The organism is Vibrio sp. 10N.261.46.E11, from assembly GCF_041472735.1.
GTDB lineage: Bacteria > Pseudomonadota > Gammaproteobacteria > Enterobacterales > Vibrionaceae > Vibrio.
Map to the genome: position 1 here is coordinate 1 of NZ_JBFRQW010000053.1, position 23,804 is coordinate 23,804.

Genomic DNA, 23,804 nt, shown 5'->3' on the forward strand with positions numbered 1-23,804 from the left:
TAATAGTACTGACGTTATTATACCAATTCCGTTAATTAGCTTATCAGTCTTAGCCAATCTCTAAAGCAGAGTGAGATGACTCTGCTTTTATCTTCACAAAACCTATTCCACGCTCTACATAATGTCTCTACGATATCGTCATAGTTTTCGAAGCACCTGTTTGCTACTTCATTTTGACGGAGCCAACTCCATACCTGTTCTATAGGGTTAAGTTCGGGAGAATAAGGTGGTATATGAATTATGGTGAGGTTCTCAAATTCATCTGCAAGATAGCTTTGGTGCCAACTCGCTTGATCCATGATCACAACTGCATGCTTGCCAACTGGTGTGGCTTGAGAAATTAATCTGAGTTGCTCTTTCATTGCTTCCATATTGCTCAGAGGAGCCACTATAGCTTCAGCTTCTCCTGTCGTGACACATACAGCTCCGAAAAGGTATGCATACTCAAATTGCTGTTGTTGTACTACTCTAGGGCGCGTACCTTTCTCCGCCCATATTCGCGTTGTTGTATTGCGTTGACCAAATCTAGCTTCATCCTGAAACCATATTTGAACATCTTTTAAGGGGATGTGACCAGGGATCTTAAGGATCGTTTCGATTGGGAGTTTTTTTAAAAGCTTCTTGAGCTTCAATTGATTGCTTAGGATGTTTGGAACGAGTAGTAATCCAACTCAAGCCTATGTCATGTAATAACTGATAGAGCGCCGACTTTTTATAGGATGTATTGAAGTTGCTTTCTATATAGCGCCCAATGTCTCTCGCTTGAAGGCGACCGCCATTCTCATTTACGGCATGTTCGATAACATATTCTTTGAGTTGTGACTTTTGCTCGTCTGTTAGGCGATGAGGTCTACCTGAATGTGGTTTCTCTTGAAGTCCTTCAAGACCATTGTCGAGATATGCTTTGACCCATTTGTTGACGCTTACTCTGCTAACTTTAAGGTACTTAGCTATTTGAGTGCGGCTTTTACCGTCAACAAAATGAGAAACGGATAAATAACGCATTCTAAGTCGAGCATTGGATGTGGAATTAATCAGACTCGGAAAATCATGCTTCATAAGGACTCCTTTTAAGAAATCACATTAGATCACAAAATTAACGGAATTGGTATTAAACTCTCTCGTAATATCATCGGTATGCCACCCTGCACCATCCATTATCACGACGGCATGACGTCCTTTTTCAGTAGCCTTAGATATCTGCTCTAAGTGATTTGTCATTATGTCCTTGTTAACCCAAGGAACCACTATGGCTTCACCAATTCCTCTTCTAGGACACATTGAACCAAACACATAAACGTACTCAAATTGCTGCTGTTTTACCACGCGAGGTCTGGTGCCACGAGTCGCCCAAAGACGAGTAGTTGGTTTGGTGGTGGGTTCGATGAGTTTGGTTTATATGTGTTGTAGAAGTTATCTATGGGCAAATAACAGATACAAAAAAGCCGATGCTAGACATCGGCTTAGTTTGAGTTGCTTTGAATTACGCTGGTTGAACTAGAGCAAGCGCTTTACGAGAAACCTCGTGAGCTGCTTTCGTTAGGTTCTGCTTTTCTAGTGCATCAGATAGGTATCCGTAATCTGAAACACTAGAGCGAAGTGCCAGTGCTTTTTCAAAGTGACTTTGTGCTTCTGCCCACTTCTGTTCTCTTAGGTAGAACTGAGCTAATGCGCTGTGTGCCTCGGCATTGCAACCGTCTTTAGTGATAGCACGTTCTAGCATTACTACTACAGGATGGTGATCGGCAAGATTTAACTCAGGAAGCAACATGTAGAGCTCATTTGAACCACTCTTCGCAATGTTTTCTTTAATCACTGTGAAGGCTTCTGAATCAGCTTTACGAGCGATCAGTTGCTTCACAAAACAGGAAACAAGGTGAGAGCTTTGTTTTTGCTTTCTTGAAAGCTTATTCCAATGACTGATTAAACCTTCGCTACCTTGCTGCTGTGCCACATCATGAAGCAAACCACATTGTGCTTTCTGTTCCAACTCAACTTGCTCTTCAGCTGTAAGAAGCTTGTTCTTAGCCAGCTTAGGCGTTAGCTCTAACAGTGGCTGCCACAGCTTAAGCTGCATGTAAGTGGCTTTTAGCAGGCCAAGTACGGCGGTGTTATTCGGGTACGAACCTTTCAATGTTGAAAGTGTATCGAATGCGGCTTCGTAGTTTGACTCACTGATCTGTTGTTTTGCTTTCGTTAGCTCAACTGCCAATAGAGAGTCCTCTTGTTGGCTAGCAAGCTCGATGTACTTATCACGCTCACTTGTATTGCCTTGTTCGTGAGCAGCTTGAGAAGCGACTAAATAACAAAGTAGCGGCATGTCGTGGTGGTTAGCCCAACGAGTTACCTTCTTCTCTGCGCCTTTCCAGTCACCTTCAAGAAGCTTGATGATGCCTTCATTGGTATAACGACGAGAGCGCTTTAATTTACGAACACTGAACCAGTTCCAAGTTGTCGAGCTTGCGTACATAAGCTTTTTAAATAGGTACTCTAAGCCGAATAGAGCAGCTAGAAGAGCAATGACAAAGATAACCAGTGTTGTCACGCTCATCTCAATGGTCTTATTCGCAATTGAGATCAGAACGTAGCCTTGTTGACCAGAGAACTGAGTACCAACAATTAACCCAGCACCTAGAACGAGAAAAAGAAAAATCAAACGAATCATTATTTCTCCTCCGAGGTCATTACCGTTACCTCACGGCGTAGACGTTCACGAATGACATCTGACAACTCATTTTGAGACTCAAGCTTTACCGGGTATTTCACAGAAATATTTTGCTCACTTAACTGTTTAATCGCCTTTTCGAACTCAATCACTGAGTTGTTATCTTGGTTTAGGTACGACTTCGACCACTCGTTAGCTGTTTGCAGTGCTGCACTGTAGATATCGCCTTGCTCTTTGTAGACTGCGCGAATGGCTGTCTCTAGTTTGCCTTTGATATTTTCACGTAGGTAGAAGTGCTGCTCTGGTGATAGTAGAGGAATGACTTCTCCATCACGACTGCGGAAGGTGATGAAGTTTTCTGAGAAATCTTTCATCGACGTCATCAGGTTGTTCTGCCAATCATTGATATCTTGCGATACGGCTTTTTTCTCAACAACCGCAGCTTCTGGAAGAATCGCATTGGCAAGCGGTAGAGTATCGACTTGTTGTTGTAGGCTTGTGATACGAAGAACTAAGCCATCACGGTCGATTAGAGGGATAGTGCGAAGTTTAGTAATGTCATTGGTCATTGATTGACGAAGAGAGACCAAGCTTGGGTCATTCAGTGCGGCGATACGTTGATCGGCGCTTTCCATTAGTTTGGTGGCACTAACGGCATCATGCTCTAGGAACAGTTTGCGACCAGCAAGTTTCACAAGGTAATCAGCTTCAGCAAGCAACCAGTCATTTGGACGACGACCTTTAACGTCAGCAACCGCTAGCTGTAGGCTTTGAATGCTTTTCTGTTGCTGAGATTGCACTACTTGAGTTTTCTCCACCGCATGTGATGCTTCTTGGATTGTCTCTTGCTTGATGGTTTGTAGGTCTTTATTTACTGCAGATTGAGTATTTTGCAGTTGTGCTTGAAGAGCAGCGATTTGAGCCGAGTACTCAGCGCTCTTTTGCTGCATTTGAAACGCGATGCCGCCGCTGAAAATAATAGAAATAGCGATCGCAATAGCGCCTAGTTTGACACCGCGCTTACCTTGCTTTTCCGCTTTCTCTATTTGCTCTTTATGTTCAGCTTGAGGAGGCTGTTCATTTTGAGCGGTATTTGACGCAGAGGCATCAAGTTTTTGTTCGGGCTGTTTTGTCTCTGTAGAGTCAGCTTTTTCGTTTTCAACAACTACTGGCTGAGTGTCTTGTTTCTTTTCAGGTTCAATATGCTCATTATTTTTTTTGCTTGTCATGCTTATTTCCTGTTCTAGCTAGGGCCGGAGAGCAGCCAGTAATATTTGGTTCGTAGCACTGTGAGTATTGGTCACGTTTGAGAAGCCGAGTTGTTGTGCTCGTTCTACAATGCGCTGGCTTGGGACAAATAGATGTCTTGTTGAAAGCCAAGCCAAATACTCATCAGGGGTAATTGAGCAGAGATACTCCAATTGTTCCTGACTAGTGATGACAACTTTGGACGTTTTTTTGTTTATCCATGTTTGATAGGTATTGTGGTCGCTAATAGGAATATATTCTCTACGGTAGGTCTCACAATAAGAGACTTTTGCACCTCGATTGAGTAAAGAATCTCTAATGAGCTCACGCCCACCGTTACCACGTAGTATCAAAATGGATTTATTATCGACACCATTAAGTTCAGTAAGTTTAAGAAGATGTTCACTATCACTCACTTTGGGATAGTTTACTTTTTGTTTACATATTTTGCTTAAAACGTGCGCAGTTTTTTGACCAACGCCAAGATAAAGCGGCGAAGTCGGCCAAATAGATGAGGTTTGGGAAAGGATGCTTTGAGCCGCAGTCACAGCATGGTGACTGACTGCAATAATGATATCGCTGTTATTGAGCTGAGTGCTTAAATCGGCAGAGTCTGGATTATCAACGATACGAATAAGCGGATGATGGATTGCTTGAATCCCTTCATCCGCTAGTTGTTGGCAAAGCGATTGTCCCTCTGAACCGGGACGAGTCACCAACACTGTCATAGTTATTCTTGGTCTGCGTATAGCTTGGTTAAGATTTCTCTCGCGCCATCATCCAGCAATTGATTTGCCAGAGTAACGCCAAGTGCTTCTGCATCTTTGCGAAGGCCAGAGATCTCACCACGAACCATTTTAGAACCATCTGGTTCGCCTACTAATGCACGTAACCAGATATTATCGCCATCTAATAATGAGTAGCTACCGATAGGAACCTGACAACCACCTTCTAGAGTTAGGTTCATTGCACGTTCGCATAGCACACGATCGGCTGTGTCTTTGTGGTTCAGTGGCTCAAGAAGCTTGATTAGACGTTCATCATCTAGACGACACTCAATACCAACAGCGCCTTGCCCTACAGCAGGTAGAGACTGTTCAGGTTCGATAAAGCTACGGATACGCTCTTCTAGCTCTAATCGCTTAAGGCCAGCTGCCGCCAACACGATCGCATCGTATTGACCATCATCGAGTTTACCTAAACGAGTACCTACATTGCCGCGCAGCTCCTTGATGATTAGATCTGGGCGGTATTCTAGCAACTGACATTGACGACGTAGGCTACATGTACCTACGACAGCACCTTGTGGTAATTCATCGATGTTGTTGTATGTATTTGAAACGAAAGCATCACGAGGATCTTCGCGTTCACAAATAGTTACTAGACCTAGACCTTCAGGGAAGTCGACCGGTACGTCTTTCATTGAGTGAACCGCTAGGTCAGCACGACCTTCTAGCATTGCTACTTCAAGTTCTTTAACGAATAGCCCTTTACCGCCTACTTTAGCAAGTGGCGTGTCTAGGATGATGTCACCTTTGGTCACCATAGTTACCAACTCAACCTCTAAACCAGGGTGAGCAGCTTGCAGTGCATCCCTTACAAAGTATGCCTGCCAAAGGGCAAGAGGGCTTTTTCTGGTCGCGATACGGATTGGTGCTGAATTTGTCATGGTGTTTCCGATATAGGTTCTGTAATAGGCTAATCCTACCATTGTGAGGCCAAAATTCTTACTGTTTGATCATTCGATACTTTGATAGCAGAGGGAATTTCATGAGTTCACCAAAATAGTGTGATTGGTATCTCATTTGAAACATGGGCTATTATTAGAAATAGTCAATAAAGAGGACACTACGGCGCCGCGAGTTTTACTTTCAGTCATCAAGGGATTCGTAAGTATGACGGCGTCCTTTGCTTTACCGATAAGGGTAAAAGTGTTAAATTGATCACGTTTTGTTGCTGCTTTCGTTCAGTAACTAAACAGAAGTACACTTAATCTCAAACCAAGGACTTACCTTGCAGGCTTACACTCAAACTTTGATTCAACGATTAGACAATCTAAATCAGCAACGCATTGATCGTGCGTTGGCGTTGATGAATGTGCAGGGCCAGCGAGTTGTTAACCTTATCCCCGCGCTGCTTCACTTCAACCACCCGATGATGCCTGGTTACTATGACCAACAGGTTCCTTTCGGAATTCGTAGCTTCACGCTTAATGAATTCCAAAAGCAATTTGTCTCTGATACTGAATTAACTCTGGGCGGCAAACTTATCGAAGCCGGTGAACCTGCAATATTGGGCTTGTACACCATGGGTAGTACTTCGTCTATTGGCCAAAGCACTTCAAGTGATCTCGATATCTGGGTGTGTGTTTCTCCTGATATGGATGGCGCATCTCGCGATAGCCTGACCAATAAATGTCTGCTGATTACTGATTGGGCTGAAACCTTAGGGGTTGAAGCGAACTTCTTTTTGATGGATGAACAGCGTTTCCGCTCGAATCATTCTGAAGAGATGACCGGTGATAACTGTGGTTCTTCACAGCACTTACTACTGCTTGATGAGTTCTATCGCTCAGCCGTTCGTTTGGCTGGCCAGCGTTTGTTGTGGCAAATCATCCCGCCAGAAATGGAGGAGTGCTACGACGAGTATGTCCAAGGTTTATGTAATGATGGTTATCTTGATTGCTCGCAGTGGATCGATTTCGGCAAGCTGAACAGTATTCCTGCTGAAGAGTACTTTGGTTCAAACCTATGGCAGCTCTATAAGAGTATCGACTCACCGTATAAATCGGTATTGAAGGCGATCCTGTTAGAGGCGTATTCATGGGAATACCCAAACACCCAACTGCTTAGTATTGACACCAAGCGTCGTTTCTTCGCAGATGAACCGGATCTATATGGCATGGATAGCTACTATCTGATGCTTGAGAAGGTAACGCGCTATCTAGAACGTATTAATGACCATACTCGATTGGATTTGGTGAGACGCTGCTTCTATCTTAAAACCCACGAGAAGTTGTCACGAGATGCGGGTATTGGTTCAGTCGCATGGCGTCGTGAAGCCTTAACCGAGATGACTAAATCTTGGAACTGGGGACATGAAACCATTGCTGAGCTCGACAACCGCCGTAACTGGAAGGTTGAGCAGGTTAAAGTGGTGCACCATGCCCTACTTGATGCCTTGATGCTGAGCTATCGTAACCTGATTCAATTTGCACGTCGTAACGACATCACTTCAGCTATCAGCCCGCAAGATATCAGTATCTTGGCACGTAAACTTTACGCTGCGTTTGAGGTGTTACCAGGCAAAGTGACGCTACTGAATCCACAAATATCCCCGGATCTCCATGAGCCTGATTTGAGCTTTATCGAAGTTCGTCAAGGTCAGTCAAATAAAGCGGGTTGGTACTTGTACAAACAGCCTTTGATTGCACATCGCATTCTCGGTCAGCCTTCACTTGAGCACCATGAGTACTTGAGTAAGTTGGTTGCTTGGTCGTTCTTTAATGGCCTAATTACAGAGTCGACGCGTTTGCACTCTGTGGTTCGAGATGCTCATATTGATATCGATAAATTTTATCAAATGGTGAGCGATCTACGTAATACCTTCTCTTTGCGTAAGCGTCGTCCGAGTATGCAGGCACTGGCGAGCCCGTGTGAGATAAGCCAACTGGCGCTGTTCATCAACTTTGAAAAAGACCCGACGTCTGAATTAAGTGGTCGCGCATTAAAAGTGGATCTTAAGAATGCCGATATTTTCAGTTTTGGTGAAGAAGGTAAGAGTTTAGTTGGCAGTGTCGATTTGGTTTATCGGAACTCTTGGCATGAAGTTCGTACACTTCATTTCCAAGGTGAAACCGCGATGTTGGACGCGCTGAAGACGGTACTGGGTAAAATGCACCAGGATGCGTTGCCGCCAGAGTCGGTTGATGTGTTCTGTTACAGCAAAAACCTACGCGGTGTGATGCGTAATATGGTGTATCAACTGCTTGCCGAGTGTATCGATTTACGATTGAAACCAATTGAGCCAGAGAAACGCCGCCGATTTAAAGCTATTCGCCTGGCAAACAAAATGTTTGGTCTGTTCTTTGAACGTCGTGGTGTATCGGTGCAGATGCTGGAAAACTCGGTCGATTTCTATCGTAGTATCTCGACGAATAAGCTGAAGGGCTCACCTTTACTGATGCTCGATAAAGAGCAAGAGTATCAGCTACCAGAAGTGGTTGATGGTTTTGCGAGTGAAGGTTTAATTCAATTTTTCTTTGAGGATACCGACAAAGGTTTCAATATTTATGTATTGGACGAGTCGAATCAGGTCGAGGTGTATCACCAGTACAGCGGTGAAAAAGATGAGATGATCGCAAGCGTGAATTCTTTCTACACTTCAGTGAAAGATGAGTCGAAGGTGTCGTCTAAGTTGATTAACTTTAACCTACCTCAGTACTACCAAATTGTTCACCCTGAAGAAGGTAACTCTTATGTGGTGCCATATCGTAATGATGCGACTTTAGCTTCTCGGAGCTCAAAGATAGTCAATATCTAATCTTGACTGATTGATATTAAAAAAGGAGTGATTGATTCACTCCTTTTTAGTTTTGCTTACAAATGATTAGACCCAATTAATCTCTTCATCTGCGTGCTTTTCGCACTCTTCTTTGACCATCTCAAACAACGCCATGCCCGTCTTTGAACATGTCCACTTGTCGTCAACTAGCTTGAAGTGAAAGCCGCCTGATTTAGATGCTAACCAGATCTCACGCATTGGTTCTTGGCGATTGATGATAATTTGGCTGCGGTTTTCAAACTCCAACGTCATCACGTTACCAGTCACTTCGTAATCAATATCTGCCTCTGATTCATCGATCGCTTCTTCGATGTTTTGCATCTGTATATCGACCAACTTATGAAATTCAGTCTCGTTCATCCTTTCTATCCTATTGCTTTTCCTGAGTGTGGTGCGATTATAGGGGGCATTGAGTTAATAATCACGATGTGCAAAATGAAAAAACTAATTACCGCTTTGTTTATGGTGTCCGTTATTGGACTTTCTGGTTGTGGTCAAACGGGTCCTTTGTATGATCCTGATGAAGTTCAACAGACTGAACAATCACAATAAGTGAAACACGCAGAAATTGTTATTTATAAGGGATAAGAACTTTGGATTACTTCAACTATCAGGAAGATGGCCACCTTTGGGCTGAGGACGTCGCACTTTCACAACTAGCAGAGCAATATGGTACACCGCTGTATGTATATTCTCGTGCCACATTAGAGCGTCACTGGAACGCGTTTGACTCATCGGTAGGTGAGCATCCACACTTGGTGTGTTATGCCGTTAAAGCTAACTCGAACCTCGGCGTATTGAATACTTTGGCTCGTTTGGGCTCAGGTTTTGACATCGTTTCTGGCGGTGAGCTAGAGCGTGTGGTTGCTGCAGGTGGCGATCCGGCGAAAGTTGTGTTCTCTGGTGTCGGCAAAACAGCCGCTGAAATGAAGCGTGCGCTTGAGTTGAATATTAAGTGTTTCAACGTTGAGTCTGAACCAGAACTAGAGCGACTGAATAAAGTGGCTGGTGAACTTGGTGTTAAAGCGCCGATTTCACTGCGTATCAACCCAGATGTTGATGCAAATACTCACCCTTACATTTCTACAGGTCTGCGTGATAACAAATTTGGTATTGCCTTCGACCGTGCTCCAGCTGTTTATGCGTTTGCACAAACACTCGATAATTTGTCTATCCACGGTATTGATTGCCACATCGGTTCTCAGCTAACGGATATTGAACCTTTCATCGATGCAACCGATCGTCTGCTTGCTCTTATCGACCAACTGCGTGCTAACGGTATCAACATCAAACACCTTGATGTTGGTGGTGGTTTAGGTGTGGTTTATCGTGATGAATTACCACCACAGCCTTCTGACTACGCGAAAGCCCTATTGGCTCGCCTAGACAATCATTCTGATCTAGAGCTGATTTTCGAGCCTGGAAGAGCGATTGCTGCTAACGCTGGTGTATTATTAACGAAAGTCGAGTTCCTGAAGCCAACTGAGCATAAGAACTTTGCCATTATCGATGCAGCGATGAACGACCTAATGCGCCCTGCACTTTACCAAGCCTGGCAAGATATTGTTCCAGTTAGCCCACGTCAGGGTGAAGCTGTGACTTACGATTTAGTTGGCCCCATATGTGAAACGGGTGACTTCCTAGGTAAAGATCGTGACCTTGTTCTTGAAGAGGGCGATTTATTGGCTGTTCGTTCAGCAGGTGCTTATGGCTTCGCAATGTCATCTAACTACAACACTCGTTCGCGTGCGGCAGAAGTGATGGTTGATGGCGATAAAACTCATTTGGTTCGTCAGCGTGAAGAGCTTACGAGTCTGTGGGAACTTGAAAACATTCTTCCGGAGTAATTTTAAGCGTTATGCACTTCCACTTTTCTAAAATGCATGGTTTGGGCAATGATTTCATGGTCGTGGACTGCATTACTCAAAATATTTTCTTTTCTCCAGATTTGATCCGTCGTTTGGCGGATCGTCACACTGGTGTGGGTTTCGACCAGCTACTTGTAGTTGAAGCTCCCTATGATCCTGAAACTGACTTCCATTACCGCATATTTAATGCAGATGGCAGTGAAGTGGAGCAGTGTGGCAATGGTGCACGTTGTTTTGCTCGATTCGTTCGCATGAAAGGCTTAACGAATAAGTACAGCATCAACGTGAGCACCAAGAAAGGGAAAATGGTTCTTAAGATTGAAGACAATGATTTAATCACTGTCAACATGGGTATTCCTGAGTTCGAACCGAGCAAGATTCCATTTAAGGCGAAGCAGCCAGAAAAGACGTATATCCTAAGAACGGATGTACACACCTTGTTCAGTGGTGCTGTTAGCATGGGTAACCCACATGTGGTTACTGTAGTTGATGACGTCGATACAGCAGATGTGGATACCTTAGGTCCGCTGCTTGAATCTCACGAACGTTTTCCTGAGCGTGTTAATGCTGGCTTTATGCAAGTTGTTAACCGTGAAGAGGTTCGCTTGCGTGTCTACGAACGTGGTGCGGGTGAAACTCAGGCGTGTGGCAGTGGCGCATGTGGTGCAGTTGCTGTTGGTATAACACAAGGCTTACTGGCTGAGAATGTGAAGGTTCGTCTACCTGGTGGTGACTTACATATTAGCTGGCAAGGCCCTGGGAAACCTCTGTTGATGACTGGCCCAGCAACGCATGTGTTTGATGGTCAGCTTTCTTGCTAATAACGATATAACAAATAGATTTATAAAAAATAAAGGATAGGTTTTGTCTTACGTTGAAGGCGACACTCTGACTGCAGAGGTGGTTGCGGAATATTTACGTGATAACCCAGATTTCTTTCAAAACAGGAAAGATTTGGTTGATCGCCTTGCTATTAATAATGTTGAGCAGGGCGCTGTTTCTCTGGTGGAGATTCAGCTTAAACGTCAGCGTCATAGAATCGAAGAGCTGGAAGAAGAGATCACTGGCCTGATGTCACTAGCGGCGAATAACGATAAAACTTTCTATGAATTCATGGATCTGCAAACTCAAGTGTTGAAATGCAGTGACTTCATTCAGGTTATCAAGGCTGTTGAACAAAAAGCGTTGGAATTAGGGCTTAAGGCTCATGTACGAGTTCTCTCACAATTAGGTTTTTATCAGCTGAATGAAGAGCGTTACTCTAAATTTGCACTTAACCATTTCAATGGCAAAGATGCTTATCTAGGGCGATTGAGAAAGGCAGACAGACACGATTTGTTTGGTGATTATCCAGTTCCAGAGCTAGGCTCTTATGTAGTGCTACCCCTTGCTAAGCGATCTCCACTGGGTGTACTCGCTTTTTCTAGTGAAGATGGCGGACACTTCCAGCCTCATATGGACACGCTCTTTTTACGCCATTTAGCACTTGTTGTCGCTCATTTGGCGGACACCTTACCTTGGCAGATAAATAATGAGCCTAGAGCCCAAAATACCTCTTCCTAACAGCCTTCAAAAGCCGCTTTCTCGCTTCTATGAATATCTTAGAAGTGAGAAGGGACTCAGCTTACACACCCAACGTAACTACAAACAACAACTTGAAACCATGGCCGCTCATTTAGTCACTCTGGGACTAACGGACTGGGGACAAGTCGATGCGGCGTGGGTAAGACAACTTGCAAGTAAAGGCATGCGCGAAGGAATGAAAGCGAGCAGTATTGCGACTCGCTTATCGTCACTGCGCAGCTTCTTTGATTTCCTTGTCTTGCGTGGCGAAATGACCGCCAATCCTGCTAAAGGGGTTTCAGCACCTCGCAAACAGCGTCCTTTGCCTAAAAACCTCGATGTTGATGAAGTCGGGCAGCTGCTTGACGTAAACGAGGATGACCCGCTATCGATTCGTGACCGAGCGATGATGGAAGTGATGTATGGTGCTGGACTACGTTTGACTGAAATGGTCAGTATTAATATAAAAGATGTCTGTTTTCATCGAGGTGAAATCCGAGTGATAGGTAAGGGGGACAAGGAACGTAAGGCTTTATTTTCAGGATATGCCAAAGAGTGGGTCGATAAGTGGCTAAAAGTACGAGGAAACCTTGCGAATGATGGTGAAGTCGCTTTGTTTGTCTCGAAGTTAGGGACTCGTATCTCTCATCGCAGTGTTCAAAAAAGAATGGAAGAGTGGGGAGCGAAGCAAGGTGTAGCTAGTCGTGTTAGCCCACATAAGTTGCGTCACTCTTTTGCCTCCCACATATTAGAGTCGAGCCAACATATAAAAGCTGTACAAGAGATGTTAGGTCATGAGGATATCTCGACCACTCAAATATATACCCACTTAGACTATCAACATTTAGCACAAGCTTATGACCAAGCTCATCCAAGAGCTCGTAAGAAGAATAAAGACTAGATTAAAGGTTTAACTATGCGAATTTATCGAGGGTTAAAGCCCATCAAAGCCATGACCTTTGATTTGGATGATACCTTGTACGACAACTGGCCTGTGATCATGAAGGTTGAGAAAGAGATGGCGCAGTGGCTTTATCAAAAGCATCCTGTGTCTGCTTCTCTTTCGTTAGAAGAGTGGCAAGGTATCAAACAGCAAGTCGCCTTTGAAAACCCAGCGTTAAAGCATGATGTCACTGTCTGGCGTGAAACACAGATTAAGCGTGGTTTGTTACAACTGGGGTATTCTCAGCAGCAAGCAGAACAAGCGGCTCGTGAAGGCATAGAACACGCTTTGTGGCTGCGTAATCAGGTGGATGTGCCACAAGAAACGCATCGAGTGATGGCTGAGCTGAGCCAACGTATTCCTTTAGTTGCGATTACTAATGGCAATGTCGACCCACATAAAATTGGCTTGGGGCAGTACTTCCAATTAATCCTTAAAGCTGGCCCTGATGGCAGAGCAAAACCCTACCCAGATATGTTTGATAAAGCTCAGCAGTACCTAAATTGCGACGCTGAGAATATTCTCCATGTTGGTGACCATCTTAGAACCGATGTCTATGGAGCTAAGATAAATGGTTTCCAAGCATGCTGGTTTAATGATACTGGTTCCAATTTATATTCTTCCTCCAAGGTAACAGTGTTGCCTGATGTTGAAATAGAGCAACTTAGTGATCTCATACGATTAACGTAATGATTATGGTAAGTTTAATGGGTCGCATTTATGATATTGAATTGTTACATTAGTCACAGTTCAATGCCTGTTTAGGCTAGGATAATTGGCGACTACTTTTTATCGAAATTTTTGTTTCATAGTAGTTGCGGGTTCTCATTTCACTCGATTTCGTACAAGGGTTGGCATGCAAACATTTACATTTCTCGTAAATACTGAGGAATTATTTAAGTCTCAATTTGAACAGCGAGAGTGGTGTGACAGCAAACAATACTTTATTCAAATTTTCTCTGCTCAGTCTTCTGATATCGCTCGTCGAATTGCAGATTTAGCCCTCAATCGCATAGAGCATGCGACGTTAATAGGTCAGAGCGCCCGTTATGTTATCTGTGATAACAGCCTGAAGCATGAATGTACCTTAGTCGTCGTCAGTGAATTTAACGATACCCATTTAACGTCTACAGTTCAGAAGTTTACCGGAAACCCAAACCAAGACAGCCAAGATCTCGCTTCTCAATTAAGCCTTACAGAAGAAACCAAAACGGTTATCAGCTTGTGCGATCAGGTTGAAGGGCGTGATTATCCTATTTATAGCGCCTTTGAAAGCTTGCCTTACGCCTTACCTGTGGCTGGTGGGTTATGTCATGAGAATGAATATGGCCGTTGGGTTATGCATAATGGGCAAACTTATCAACATGCTTGTGTTGCGGTTGCATTGACTAACCCTAGCTTAAAGGTTTGGTCGGACGCGTATTCAGAGTGGAATCCCATTGGGATGAAATTGCGAGTGACACACGCAGTTGGAAATCGTTTATATGCCTTGAATGACAAGCCGGCTATCGAGGTGTTCAAACATTACCTTGCTGATGGTAAAGATCTCCCTTTTAGTCAGTTGATGAGCTTCCCTCTGTATCGAGAGCTCGGCAGAAAGAAGTGCATCTCGACACCTCTACGTATTAATGATGATGGTAGTATTGAGTTTGATAGCCCTTGGCATGTCGGCGAAGAGGCCCAATTTTGTTATAACCATCCTTCTTTGACCGCAGAAAAAGTGCGTCACGGCGCTGAGATGCTTGCCGTACATCAGCCTGAATCTGTGATCATCTATAACTGTGTCTCTCGACTAGAGTTTATCGACAGTAAACTTGAGCTCAAACCATTTGAAGGGATAGTAAACGCGTGTGGTGCATACTGCATGGGCGAACTATATCGCAGCGACGATCGTCAAGAGATACTGCATCACAGCCTGACTTATATTGCGATGAGAGAGTCGGACGAGATTAATGAGTTTCGTTGTGAAGATTTCAAGCGTGACTCAACGGTATCGCCACTACTCAACTTAGTCAGAAATGCGGTCGCTGACCTCGATAGTATGAACACTCAGATGGAAAACAAACTCCATCAACAAGCACGTCGCTTAACTGAAAGCTACCGTATTGACTCACGCACTGGGCTACCCAGCCGTATTGTATTAAAAGAACGCCTCAATACGATTTTGTTCAATGAACATCTGTTGACGCTGAAGCTGACTAATTTTCATCAAGTTAACGAAAAATACGGTTATCAAGTGGGTGATCAATTATTGCTTGATCTGTCGAATCATTTTGTCGACCGATTGCACCTTAGTGTGGCGAAGGAATCCAAGGTAAAGGTTGAACTGTTCAGTATTGGTGTCGGTGAGTGGGCAATTATCTTTAACGCGAGTGTCGATAGCGTGAAGATAGAGCAACGTTTCGTCGAGTTTGCTGATGGTATAGAGCATATTAATTTTGAGCCATATGGATTAACCGACATAGACTACCTTTCGGTTTCTCTGTGTGGTGGTTTCGCTAGTCGCTGTGATTTCTTAGCTGATAGCGGTGATGAGATCTTGTTGAAAGCGATTGAAGCTCGACGCTACGGGGTGCGGAACAATACTCACATCACTAATGCCAAAAACATTCAGTTGAGTGAGGAAGATCGTAAAGAACAACTAGGCTGGCTGAGCTGTGTAAGCCGCGCAATCTTAGATCAGAACATTATCACCTACTCACAGCCGATTGTGGCGTCTGGTACTCACGAAATGATTGGCCAAGAGTGCTTGGTCAGAATCATGGAGTCGGATGGTACCATTGTACTCCCTGGTAAGTTCTTACCCATTATTGCTGACACGCATCTCTATACTCGCCTTAGCCGGCACATGATTCGAAACACCATTGGCTACATGGCAAATAAGCAGAGTTCTTTTTCAATCAACTTATCCCCACAAGACTTACTGAGCGATAAGACGCTTGAGGTTCTCGAGTCAGCGATTAGTGGTATGAACGACCCCACTAGACTTGGTCTAGAGGTTCTCGAGTCTGAACAGATCAAAGATTATGGCCGCATGATAGAAGTGTGTGATCACTTCCGTGCTCTTGGGGCGAGAATCATTGTTGATGACTTTGGTTCTGGTTATTCCAATATTGATGAGATCATTAAACTTGAGCCGCAGATCATTAAGCTCGACGGTAGCTTGATTCGCAATATCGACAAAGACCCAAAGCAAAGGAATATCGCCTCTCAATTAGTACGCTTGTGTCAGGTGTTTAACGCCAAAACAGTTGCCGAATTTGTCCATAACCAACAGGTTTGTGAAATTGCAGAGCAAATGGGTGTCGATTATCTGCAAGGTTATTACTTTGGTGAGCCTAAGCGACTGTTTTAGTTGTTAAAGCCCTCAACGTCCTAATGTGACTTGCTTTTAAAGCACTGCACGGGCACTGATGATGGCTCTTTAGTGGAATGAATGATGTCTAACTAGCGTCACATTATTTATAAGACGATTGTAAGTATTCCGTGCAAGCTTTATCTATAATAAGCACAATAACAAATCATTAACGTAACGATTAATGTGAATATGCAATCGACCTCTTTCCAGATACTAGATATTAAGTACACCCAGCGTGAATTAGAAAAGATAGATTTTCATCAACATGACAATCTACTGATTCAGGTGTTTTCGTCTTTCGAGAAAGATTCGGTGTTGGCTGCCTGCCAAGTAATTCAGTCGACTTTCCCCAACGCCAAATTGATTGGTTGTAGTGCTAATCACTACATCAGCCAAGGTGTAATCCTGCATAAAGGTCTCTATGTTATTGTTACTCGCTTTGAGGCGACGTCTTACAGTTGTGGGGTTGTCGAATATAGCGAGCAGCCTCGACGGGATAGCCAAGCGATGTGGCAGCAGCTTGAATGTAATGCTGATACTCAAAGCATTATCTGTTTCGCCGATCGCTTGCAGATAAATAACCAAGATCTATTTTCAGCGTTTGAGCAGTCGATATATTCATTACCTGTTTGTGGCGGTGCATCGACCATTACAGAGCATGGACGATGGGTGATGCTCGATGGTATTTGCTATGAAAATGCCTATGTCATGTTAGCACTGCACAGTGTTGAACTCTCAATTACTAAGGGGTATTACTGCGAATGGAACCCCATTGGTCGTACCTTCCGAGTGACTGATGCTCAAGATAATCGGCTAGCTGAATTGGACGGTATACCTGTCCGAGAAGTCTATAATCGTTACCTCGCTGACGGTCTCGAAATCCCTTTTGAGCAACTGTATAACTTCCCCTTGATGGTCGGTGAACCCAAAGACCAGAACACTCACTTACCGCTCAAGGTGACAGAGGGCGGAGAGATAGAATTCAGTGGGTCGTTTCAGGTTGGTGATGAGGTGCGGTTTTGTTATGACCATCCTTCATTGACCCTAGAGCAAATCCGATTGGGCGTTCAACAGATTGCTTCCCATAAACCAGAACAGTTTTTTATCTACAACTGTACCTCTCGCATTGATTTCATTGATGGCAACCAAGAGGTTGAGGTTTTCCAAGCATTAGCGGACACCTATGGCGTGTACTGCATGGGAGAGCTCTATCAAGATAATGGCCAGCAACGAATTTTGCATCATAGCCTCACTTATCTTGCGCTTAGGGAAGGTGAAGGCAAGGCGGTATTGCCACTAGAGACACAACCCGCGACCAATATTTCCCCTCTGTTTTCATTGATACGAAATGCTTTGCTTGATGTCGATGACATGAACAACAGCATGGCGAGTAAGATTCAACAGCAAGCGACCGCATTGACCGCGAGCTACCGAATTGATCGCCGTACAGGTTTACCTAACCGAAGCGTACTGCGTGAAAAACTGTCAAAAATGAGTACCGATAGTCATTTGTTGGCTTTGAAAGTCACGACATTTGGCCAAATCAATGAGAAGTATGGCTATCGAGTCGGTGACAAGCTTCTGCATGATTTAAGCGAGTATTTTCAAAAGGCGCTGTGGCAGTTCTTTGATGAGGGGTGTCAGCTCTATAGCATTGGTATTGGTGAGTGGGCGGTGGTGTTTGATAGCTGGGTGGGGCAAGAACATATTCATCAGCGTTTTTCTGAATTTGCAGACCAAACGGAACATGTGAATTTTGAACCAACGGGGTTGCCTGATATTGATTATCTGTCGGTATCCATCTGTGCGGGCATAGCCAGCCGTCGAGATTTCCCTTCGACCTCGATTGATGATTTGTTGCTGAAGGCGATTGATGCTAGGCGCAGCGCCGTGAGTCAGAACAAGCATCTAGTGAGCGCCAAGACGCTCATTCAATTGGAGAAGCATCGCCAAGAGCAGCTTGGCTGGCTGTCGTGTGTCAGTCGCGCGGTGCTTAATCAGAATATTGTGGCGTGTTCCCAACCTATTGTCTCGGCACACAGCCATCAGGTAGAAAGCTATGAGTGCTTGGTTCGAATTGAAGAGGACGGTCAGTTGATTGCGCCGGGTAAGTTCTTGCCAATCATAGAAGGAACTCATCTCTATACGCGTCTGAGTCGCCAGATGATAACGCGTACCTTTGATTTTATGAGTCAGCGAACCGATTCATTCTCAATTAACTTAGCGCCTCAAGATTTTAGCAATGAGAAAACCATTCTTCATCTTGAGCAAGCGATCAAGAAAATCAGTCACCCACAGCGTATTGGCTTAGAGGTGTTAGAAACGGAACAAATTCAGGATTACGGTCGTTTGATTGAAGTGTGTAATCACTTCCGCGATCTTGGTGTGAATATTATTGTCGATGATTTTGGTTCGGGCTATTCGAATATTGATGAAATATTGAAGTTAGAACCACAAGTAATAAAGCTTGATGGCAGTTTGATTCGGAATATTGATAAAGATAAGAAACAGCGTAAGATCGCTCAGCAACTGGTGAGTTTGTGCCAGATACTGAACGCTAAGACGGTGGCTGAATTTGTTCATAATGAACAAGTGTGCCGTATTGCCGAAGACATGGGTATCGATTACCTGCAAGGTTATTACTTTGGTCAGCCTCAACGTTTATTTTGATAGAGTGAGTCAAGTAGGCTCAACGCCTGCTTTGTGACAAAGTGCTTTTGAAGTGAACAAGCGTTTCACGTGAAACACTAATTGGTTCAATAGATTAAAGTGAAATTTACGGAGGGTGAGCTTATGGCTCACCCTTTTTTTGTTTGCTCGTATTCCTGTTTCGTCTATTTGAGAGCATGGCCACACTTGTCGGCGTGGAAGACTTTTAGATACTGTTGGTAGTAGTCATCAATGAGCTTGGCAGGTTCGCTTTCACCTAAAGACTTGAGTAACTCAATGCCGACTTCGCAGGTACACAAGTGGCCGCTGTCTTGATTGCGGCGCAAGGTGTAAGAGGATTCGCTGGTGATGTCGAGATGAACTTGTGGGACTGCTTGTAACCACGAGCTCTTGTTAAGCATCTTCTTCGCTTCTTGCCATGTGCCATCTAAGATAATGAATAGCGGTTTACAATTCTGGGCTTGGGTCATCACTGCTTGCTGACACTCTATGCTTTGATCACTTGGGAATAAAAGAAACGGTTGTCGTGTTTCATCTTCAAGTAGTGCCATTAGCTCCGCTGGTGGCGTTTTCCTCTGCCAGACCAACGACTGACACTGCTCAAGGGATTGCTGAAGCAACTTTCCGGTGTTGGTGTCTCGTGACAGCTCATTCTCATGAGTTAATAGTACAAGATCGGTTTGGCTTTCAACCGTCGGTATTAGATGACAAACGCACTGGTGAATGAAGCCACAACCGGGGCAAGCTTGTTGGTTACTCATGTTTACAGCTTCACTCCACTTTGTACGGGTGATATGCCATCAGCAAACAGAACCACATCGCTGATATCAGCATCATTTGCAACTGGAGCGACACTTGGATTCAGTGGGTAGCTAACACCGGTGTAAGACAGTGTGTGCTTCGCTGGTGTTGCTCCACCGCCGCTGACATTGAAGATCAGATCCTGCCAGCCATGATTTTGCGATTTACCTAAGCGTATATCGCCCTTAACCAGTGTCACTCGGCTATTGAAGCGCCAGTTATCTTGATGGTTTTCGAAAATTAGTAATGTACAGCCACCAGAACCACACCAATCGAGTTGGGCAAACAGTTCTTCCTTGCCGTCACCGTTGAGGTCGTAGGTCAACCAGCGGTACTTGGTATCGTCAGGTGAGCTGTTGTTGATCTTAAAATACTCGCGGATCGCTTGGTCGACTTTTGGATCAAGTTGATCACTGGAGTTTACCTGTTTTGCAGTTAGATCAACGTTAGCGGGGGTGTTTGCTTGCGCTTGCGCACTCTTAGCTTCGAATAGCACCAGACCGCCATTGGCAATCGGATAGACCACGTTGCCCACTTTCTCTTTTTCAGCGATTAGCTTGCCATTATCGAGTGTGAAGATACGCTCGGAGATCAAATACTGTTGCTGGTGGCGAGTCATAACCACTTGTACCTGATTTTGGTTCAGTTGCTGCCAGAAGCCCTGTTCAACAATAGAGGGGTCTCCATTGCTGTACGAGTATGTTGTAATGGCGCTGTGGTCATCGTTGAGCTCAAGGTTGATAGAGAATCCAGTGTTTTGCGTTGAGCTAGCGAAGTAGAGTCCGCTCCAGTCCAATGTTGGATCTTGGTTTGAGACCATTGTACAGCCATTATAGTTACTGTCATTGAGGTTAAGCTTGGCATGCCATCCATAGATAGAATCACTCATGCCGTCGCTGCAACTCTCTTTTGTAAGGTTGAGTTTGCCTTGCGCTGCTTTACCCTCTAATTGGTAATCACGACTGCTTGGTGTGGTGCGGCTTGATTCAATATCGAGGAGCTGTGGTTGTTCGCCCATCTTTGTGTATTTGAGCTGGTCTTTATCGAAGGTTGCTGACCAGAAGGGTTCGTTACCGAATACTCGTGTTGAACGCAGTGGTTGGTCACAACGATTAGGGTTTTCTGCGGTTAGGATATTGACTTGATCAACCACGAAACGTGCCGTGAAATCTGCGTTATACCCGGTTTGGCTCGGTACGGTTAGATGACCAATCAGCTCGCCGTATAAGGCTTGGTAAGGTCTCGTTGAGAGCCCTTGTGTTTCTAATGCTAGTTCTGGCGTTAAATCTAACCAGTATTGTTGTTGACTACCGCAAGGGGTGAAGGTTCGGCTTTCATGGCCAACCACCACCTGACCACGCATGATGAAGGTTTGCGGTTGAATGCTCAGTGGCTCATCCAAGGTTGCTGGTAGTCGTTCTGGCTGTTGGGGGGCATCTGGCGCTGTGACACAGCCTTGTAGAGCGAACGCGACTAGCCATGTCACTGGGTTTTTCATTACCTTCATGTTATATCTTCCTCGGAGCAACCGTTAATTGGATTTATTATGGCATATTGGTTATTTAAAACAGAACCCGACACCTTTTCTATTCAGACTCTGAGAGTACAAAAAAACTCTTGTTGGGAGGGTGTACGCAACTATCAGGCTCGAAACATGATGCGTGATGACGTCAAGTTTGGAGACTTGGTGATGATATACCATTCATCATGTAAAAAAGTTGGCGTGGCGGGGATCGCGAAAGTAACCAGAGAAGCCTACCCAGACCACTTTCAGTTCGACCCAGAGAGTGATTACTACGACCCTAAGTCTTCGCCAGACAATCCGCGCTGGATTATGGTGGATGTCGAGTTTGTGCGAGTGACTGAGCGCTTGATTCCTTTGGCAACGCTTAAAGCCATGCCTGAACTCTCCGAAATGCCATTGGTGAAGCGTGGTAATCGATTATCGATCATGCCGGTTACCGAACAAGAGTGGCAGGCAATATTAAGCAAAGAAGTACTGAGCTCTCGATAGCGTTAGAGAGAGCTTTTTGCGTAAGGTTCAAAAAAGGCAGCCAGTTGGCTGCCTTATTATTTAGATCTCTTCGGCGAGACAAGATTATAGCAGGTGCTTTTCTAGGTAGTGAGCAACGGCGTCGTCTGCGTTGCTGCCAATTATTTCATTGTGTGGCAAAGCTTTGAGGACTTTCTCATGCGATGTACCCATCACTAAGCCTTTTCCGGCCATTGAAAGGAGTTCGACATCGTTCATGCCATCACCAAAGGCAATACAGTTCTCAAGTTCTAGGTCGATAGATTGTGCAACGGCTTGTAGTGCGTCACCTTTAGACACTTCTGCTGCCATCACTTCTAAACACCAAGGGGTTGAGAAGGCGATATTCAGTTTGTCACCAAACTGCTCGTTCAATTTATCTTCGAACGGAACAAGGTGTTCATGTTCTTGATTTGGGTGAGTACAGAAGATTTTAGCAATGCCTTCGGTCGGCGCATTATCGACGTCATATAGTCGGTATGTAAAACCAGTTTGATCGTGGAAATTCTTCATGGTTTCGTCTTCTCGGTTTAGCAACCATTCGTCGTTCATGTAGATATGAATAAAGATCTCAGGGTCTTGTTTGAGAACATCAACTACGCTTTGTACAAGATCCACTGGCAGATTTTTGGCATACATCAGGTTGTCGTCTTGATCATGCACACGCGCGCCATTCGAGGTGATCATGTAAGCGGGGATGCCTGTCTGTTTACGAATGCCTGCAACATCAACATGGTGTCGGCCAGTAGCGAAGACAAAGGTATAACCTTGTCCATGTAACTTCGTGAGTGTCTGCTTAGTAAAGTCGCTGAGCTGATGGTTTGGCGCTAACAACGTACCATCTAAATCGGAGGCAACAATTTTCACGGAATCTTTAAGTGCAGGAATAGTCATTTAACCCTCATTGCAAAATGCTTAGCAAATATCAATACTAGCCAACGCTAGCATCGTTTTAACCACAATATCTCTAGGTGGAAATTGTATGCCAATTTCATGCAAGAAAAGAGGGCAAAGCTCACTTACTTCTCTTCCTCTTTAGCGCTTATCTTCTTGGTCGGTTACTTAGCCTATTAGCCTATTAGCTTATTCGATCTAGGCAAAAAACTGATTGATAGCATCCAGTGTGTGATTACGGTATTCATCTTGCTCAAACAGCACCTCATGCCTAGAACCCTCAATCACCTTAAACTGGCAATCAGAGTTGGTTTTTTTTAGCTTATTGATGAACTTAACTTGAGCTTCGTTACTCACAATCTTCTCTTCCCCTGCCTGAATCAATAGCAGTGGGATCTTGATTTGACGAGTTTGTTGTATTGCCTGCTTGGCTGCCATTAACCCTTGCCATACCCAGCGAGTACTAGGTCCGCCAACCTGCAAAGAAGGGGAGCCGTCATACAGGCAACGGAACCACTGATAGCGCACCTTACTGTGGCTTAATAAGTTATTTTCGAAGGGCTTAGAGTAATATGCCTGTTGCCCGGGGGCATAAGTCGGCTTGACATAAAAAGCGGTGAGAGCTTGTCCAACAAGCATTGCGATAGGCTTGAAGTACCATTCAGTATTGATCCCAAACATCGGAGCGCACAGAGTGACTTTGTCAAACGGGTGGTTGGGATGAGTTTGCAAGTAGCGAGTGGCGATTGTGCTGCCCATCGAATGTGCGAGCAGGTAGCGATTGGAATACTTGCTAAGATCAAAACTGGCAATAATGTCAGACATATCTGATACGTAATCATCAAACTCGTGAATGTGACCAATGTCAGAGTCTGTTACCATACGTTCCGACTGACCTTGACCTTGGTGGTCAAATGAATAAACGTCATAACCTTGCTGATAGAAATCATAAAAGAGCTCTTGGTATTTTAAGCAGCACTCGATGCGACCATTTGAAATAACAATAGCTTTGGTGTGTGTCGGAGAAGTTAAGCTACACCAGTACAACCTTTTTTTACCAGATGATGTAACATAACCATCCTTTCGTTGTTGCCAAAGGGTGGCGATCGGGTGTTTAATCGCTTGCTCGAACTCAGGTTCTTGCGTGTATGAAAACAGGGTGGCACTGTGGTTTTCCATGGGAAATTACCTGAACTGAT

Annotated in this window: 21 protein-coding genes; 10 read left to right on the plus strand and 11 right to left on the minus strand. The window is 44.4% G+C overall.

From position 1 onward, the window contains the following. Window positions 1-35 precede the first annotated feature (35 nt). The 6 genes from AB4407_RS16840 to hemC form a co-directional block, all read right to left on the minus strand. Window positions 36-1,059, minus strand: a protein-coding gene (locus AB4407_RS16840) for an IS630 family transposase (protein ID WP_372121377.1) whose coding sequence is annotated in 2 segments (ribosomal slippage) — window positions 36-606 and window positions 605-1,059 — 1,026 coding nt in all. Because the reading frame shifts where the segments join, the coding sequence is not laid out codon by codon here. Window positions 1,060-1,083: 24 nt separating this feature from the next. Continuing rightward, the gene (locus AB4407_RS16845) at window positions 1,084-1,386 is read right to left on the minus strand and encodes a transposase (RefSeq protein WP_372121404.1); all 303 of its coding nucleotides are present in this window, start codon (window positions 1,384-1,386) and stop codon (window positions 1,084-1,086) included. 97 nt (window positions 1,387-1,483) lie between these two features. Then, entirely contained in the window at window positions 1,484-2,665 is a 1,182-nt protein-coding gene (locus AB4407_RS16850; protein WP_372121378.1) for a heme biosynthesis protein HemY, read from the minus strand. Further along, the gene (locus tag AB4407_RS16855; protein WP_372121379.1) at window positions 2,665-3,894 is read right to left on the minus strand and encodes a uroporphyrinogen-III C-methyltransferase; all 1,230 of its coding nucleotides are present in this window, start codon (window positions 3,892-3,894) and stop codon (window positions 2,665-2,667) included. The genes AB4407_RS16850 and AB4407_RS16855 overlap by 1 nt, the downstream gene beginning before the upstream one ends. An 18-nt stretch (window positions 3,895-3,912) precedes the next feature. Continuing rightward, entirely contained in the window at window positions 3,913-4,641 is a 729-nt protein-coding gene (locus AB4407_RS16860; RefSeq protein ID WP_372121380.1) for a uroporphyrinogen-III synthase, read from the minus strand. Between the two features lie 2 nt (window positions 4,642-4,643). Further along, a complete protein-coding gene (gene hemC / locus AB4407_RS16865; protein WP_009848205.1) occupies window positions 4,644-5,582 on the minus strand; it encodes a hydroxymethylbilane synthase in 939 nt (312 codons plus the stop codon). Window positions 5,583-5,926: 344 nt separating this feature from the next. On the opposite strand from hemC, the gene AB4407_RS16870 reads away from it, so the two are divergent. Beyond that, complete coding sequence (locus AB4407_RS16870) at window positions 5,927-8,455, plus strand: class I adenylate cyclase (protein WP_372121381.1); 2,529 nt, start codon at window positions 5,927-5,929, stop codon at window positions 8,453-8,455. A 66-nt stretch (window positions 8,456-8,521) separates the two neighbouring features. Here the strand turns inward: AB4407_RS16870 and cyaY are convergent, their stop codons facing one another. After that, the gene (gene cyaY / locus AB4407_RS16875; protein WP_009848207.1) at window positions 8,522-8,836 is read right to left on the minus strand and encodes an iron donor protein CyaY; all 315 of its coding nucleotides are present in this window, start codon (window positions 8,834-8,836) and stop codon (window positions 8,522-8,524) included. Window positions 8,837-8,911: 75 nt separating this feature from the next. On the opposite strand from cyaY, the gene lptM reads away from it, so the two are divergent. From lptM to AB4407_RS16915, 8 genes are all read left to right on the plus strand, one after another. Further along, the gene (gene lptM, locus AB4407_RS20925) at window positions 8,912-9,028 is read left to right on the plus strand and encodes a lipoprotein (RefSeq protein WP_407829960.1); all 117 of its coding nucleotides are present in this window, start codon (window positions 8,912-8,914) and stop codon (window positions 9,026-9,028) included. 41 nt (window positions 9,029-9,069) lie between these two features. After that, complete coding sequence (gene lysA / locus AB4407_RS16885) at window positions 9,070-10,323, plus strand: diaminopimelate decarboxylase (protein ID WP_372121382.1); 1,254 nt, start codon at window positions 9,070-9,072, stop codon at window positions 10,321-10,323. Between the two features lie 11 nt (window positions 10,324-10,334). Beyond that, entirely contained in the window at window positions 10,335-11,165 is an 831-nt protein-coding gene (gene dapF / locus AB4407_RS16890; RefSeq protein ID WP_372121383.1) for a diaminopimelate epimerase, read from the plus strand. Window positions 11,166-11,208: 43 nt separating this feature from the next. Next, window positions 11,209-11,907 (plus strand): DUF484 family protein, encoded by a 699-nt coding sequence (locus tag AB4407_RS16895; protein ID WP_372121384.1) that lies wholly within the window; start codon window positions 11,209-11,211, stop codon window positions 11,905-11,907. After that, window positions 11,876-12,808, plus strand: coding sequence for a tyrosine recombinase XerC (gene xerC / locus AB4407_RS16900; RefSeq protein ID WP_372121385.1), 933 nt, complete (start codon window positions 11,876-11,878; stop codon window positions 12,806-12,808). The genes AB4407_RS16895 and xerC overlap by 32 nt, the downstream gene beginning before the upstream one ends. A 15-nt stretch (window positions 12,809-12,823) precedes the next feature. Continuing rightward, on the plus strand, window positions 12,824-13,540 hold the full coding sequence (gene yigB / locus AB4407_RS16905) for a 5-amino-6-(5-phospho-D-ribitylamino)uracil phosphatase YigB (protein ID WP_372121386.1): 717 nt from the start codon (window positions 12,824-12,826) through the stop codon (window positions 13,538-13,540). 166 nt (window positions 13,541-13,706) lie between these two features. Continuing rightward, window positions 13,707-16,205, plus strand: coding sequence for an EAL domain-containing protein (locus tag AB4407_RS16910; protein WP_372121387.1), 2,499 nt, complete (start codon window positions 13,707-13,709; stop codon window positions 16,203-16,205). A gap of 192 nt (window positions 16,206-16,397) precedes the next feature. Beyond that, on the plus strand, window positions 16,398-18,878 hold the full coding sequence (locus AB4407_RS16915) for an EAL domain-containing protein (protein ID WP_372121388.1): 2,481 nt from the start codon (window positions 16,398-16,400) through the stop codon (window positions 18,876-18,878). Window positions 18,879-19,042: 164 nt separating this feature from the next. Here AB4407_RS16915 and AB4407_RS16920 read toward each other — a convergent pair whose 3' ends face one another. Both AB4407_RS16920 and AB4407_RS16925 read right to left on the minus strand, forming a co-directional pair. Continuing rightward, window positions 19,043-19,639, minus strand: coding sequence for a tRNA-uridine aminocarboxypropyltransferase (locus AB4407_RS16920; protein ID WP_372121389.1), 597 nt, complete (start codon window positions 19,637-19,639; stop codon window positions 19,043-19,045). Between the two features lie 2 nt (window positions 19,640-19,641). Then, on the minus strand, window positions 19,642-21,186 hold the full coding sequence (locus tag AB4407_RS16925; protein WP_372121390.1) for a COG3650 family protein: 1,545 nt from the start codon (window positions 21,184-21,186) through the stop codon (window positions 19,642-19,644). A 39-nt stretch (window positions 21,187-21,225) separates the two neighbouring features. Here AB4407_RS16925 and AB4407_RS16930 point away from each other — a divergent pair, with 39 nt between their 5' ends. Beyond that, on the plus strand, window positions 21,226-21,693 hold the full coding sequence (locus AB4407_RS16930; RefSeq protein WP_372121391.1) for an EVE domain-containing protein: 468 nt from the start codon (window positions 21,226-21,228) through the stop codon (window positions 21,691-21,693). A gap of 84 nt (window positions 21,694-21,777) precedes the next feature. Here AB4407_RS16930 and AB4407_RS16935 read toward each other — a convergent pair whose 3' ends face one another. Together AB4407_RS16935 and AB4407_RS16940 are read right to left on the minus strand one after the other, a co-directional pair. Further along, complete coding sequence (locus AB4407_RS16935; RefSeq protein ID WP_372121392.1) at window positions 21,778-22,605, minus strand: Cof-type HAD-IIB family hydrolase; 828 nt, start codon at window positions 22,603-22,605, stop codon at window positions 21,778-21,780. A gap of 198 nt (window positions 22,606-22,803) precedes the next feature. Then, window positions 22,804-23,784 (minus strand): alpha/beta fold hydrolase, encoded by a 981-nt coding sequence (locus AB4407_RS16940; RefSeq protein WP_372121393.1) that lies wholly within the window; start codon window positions 23,782-23,784, stop codon window positions 22,804-22,806. Between the last annotated feature and the right edge of the window lie 20 nt (window positions 23,785-23,804).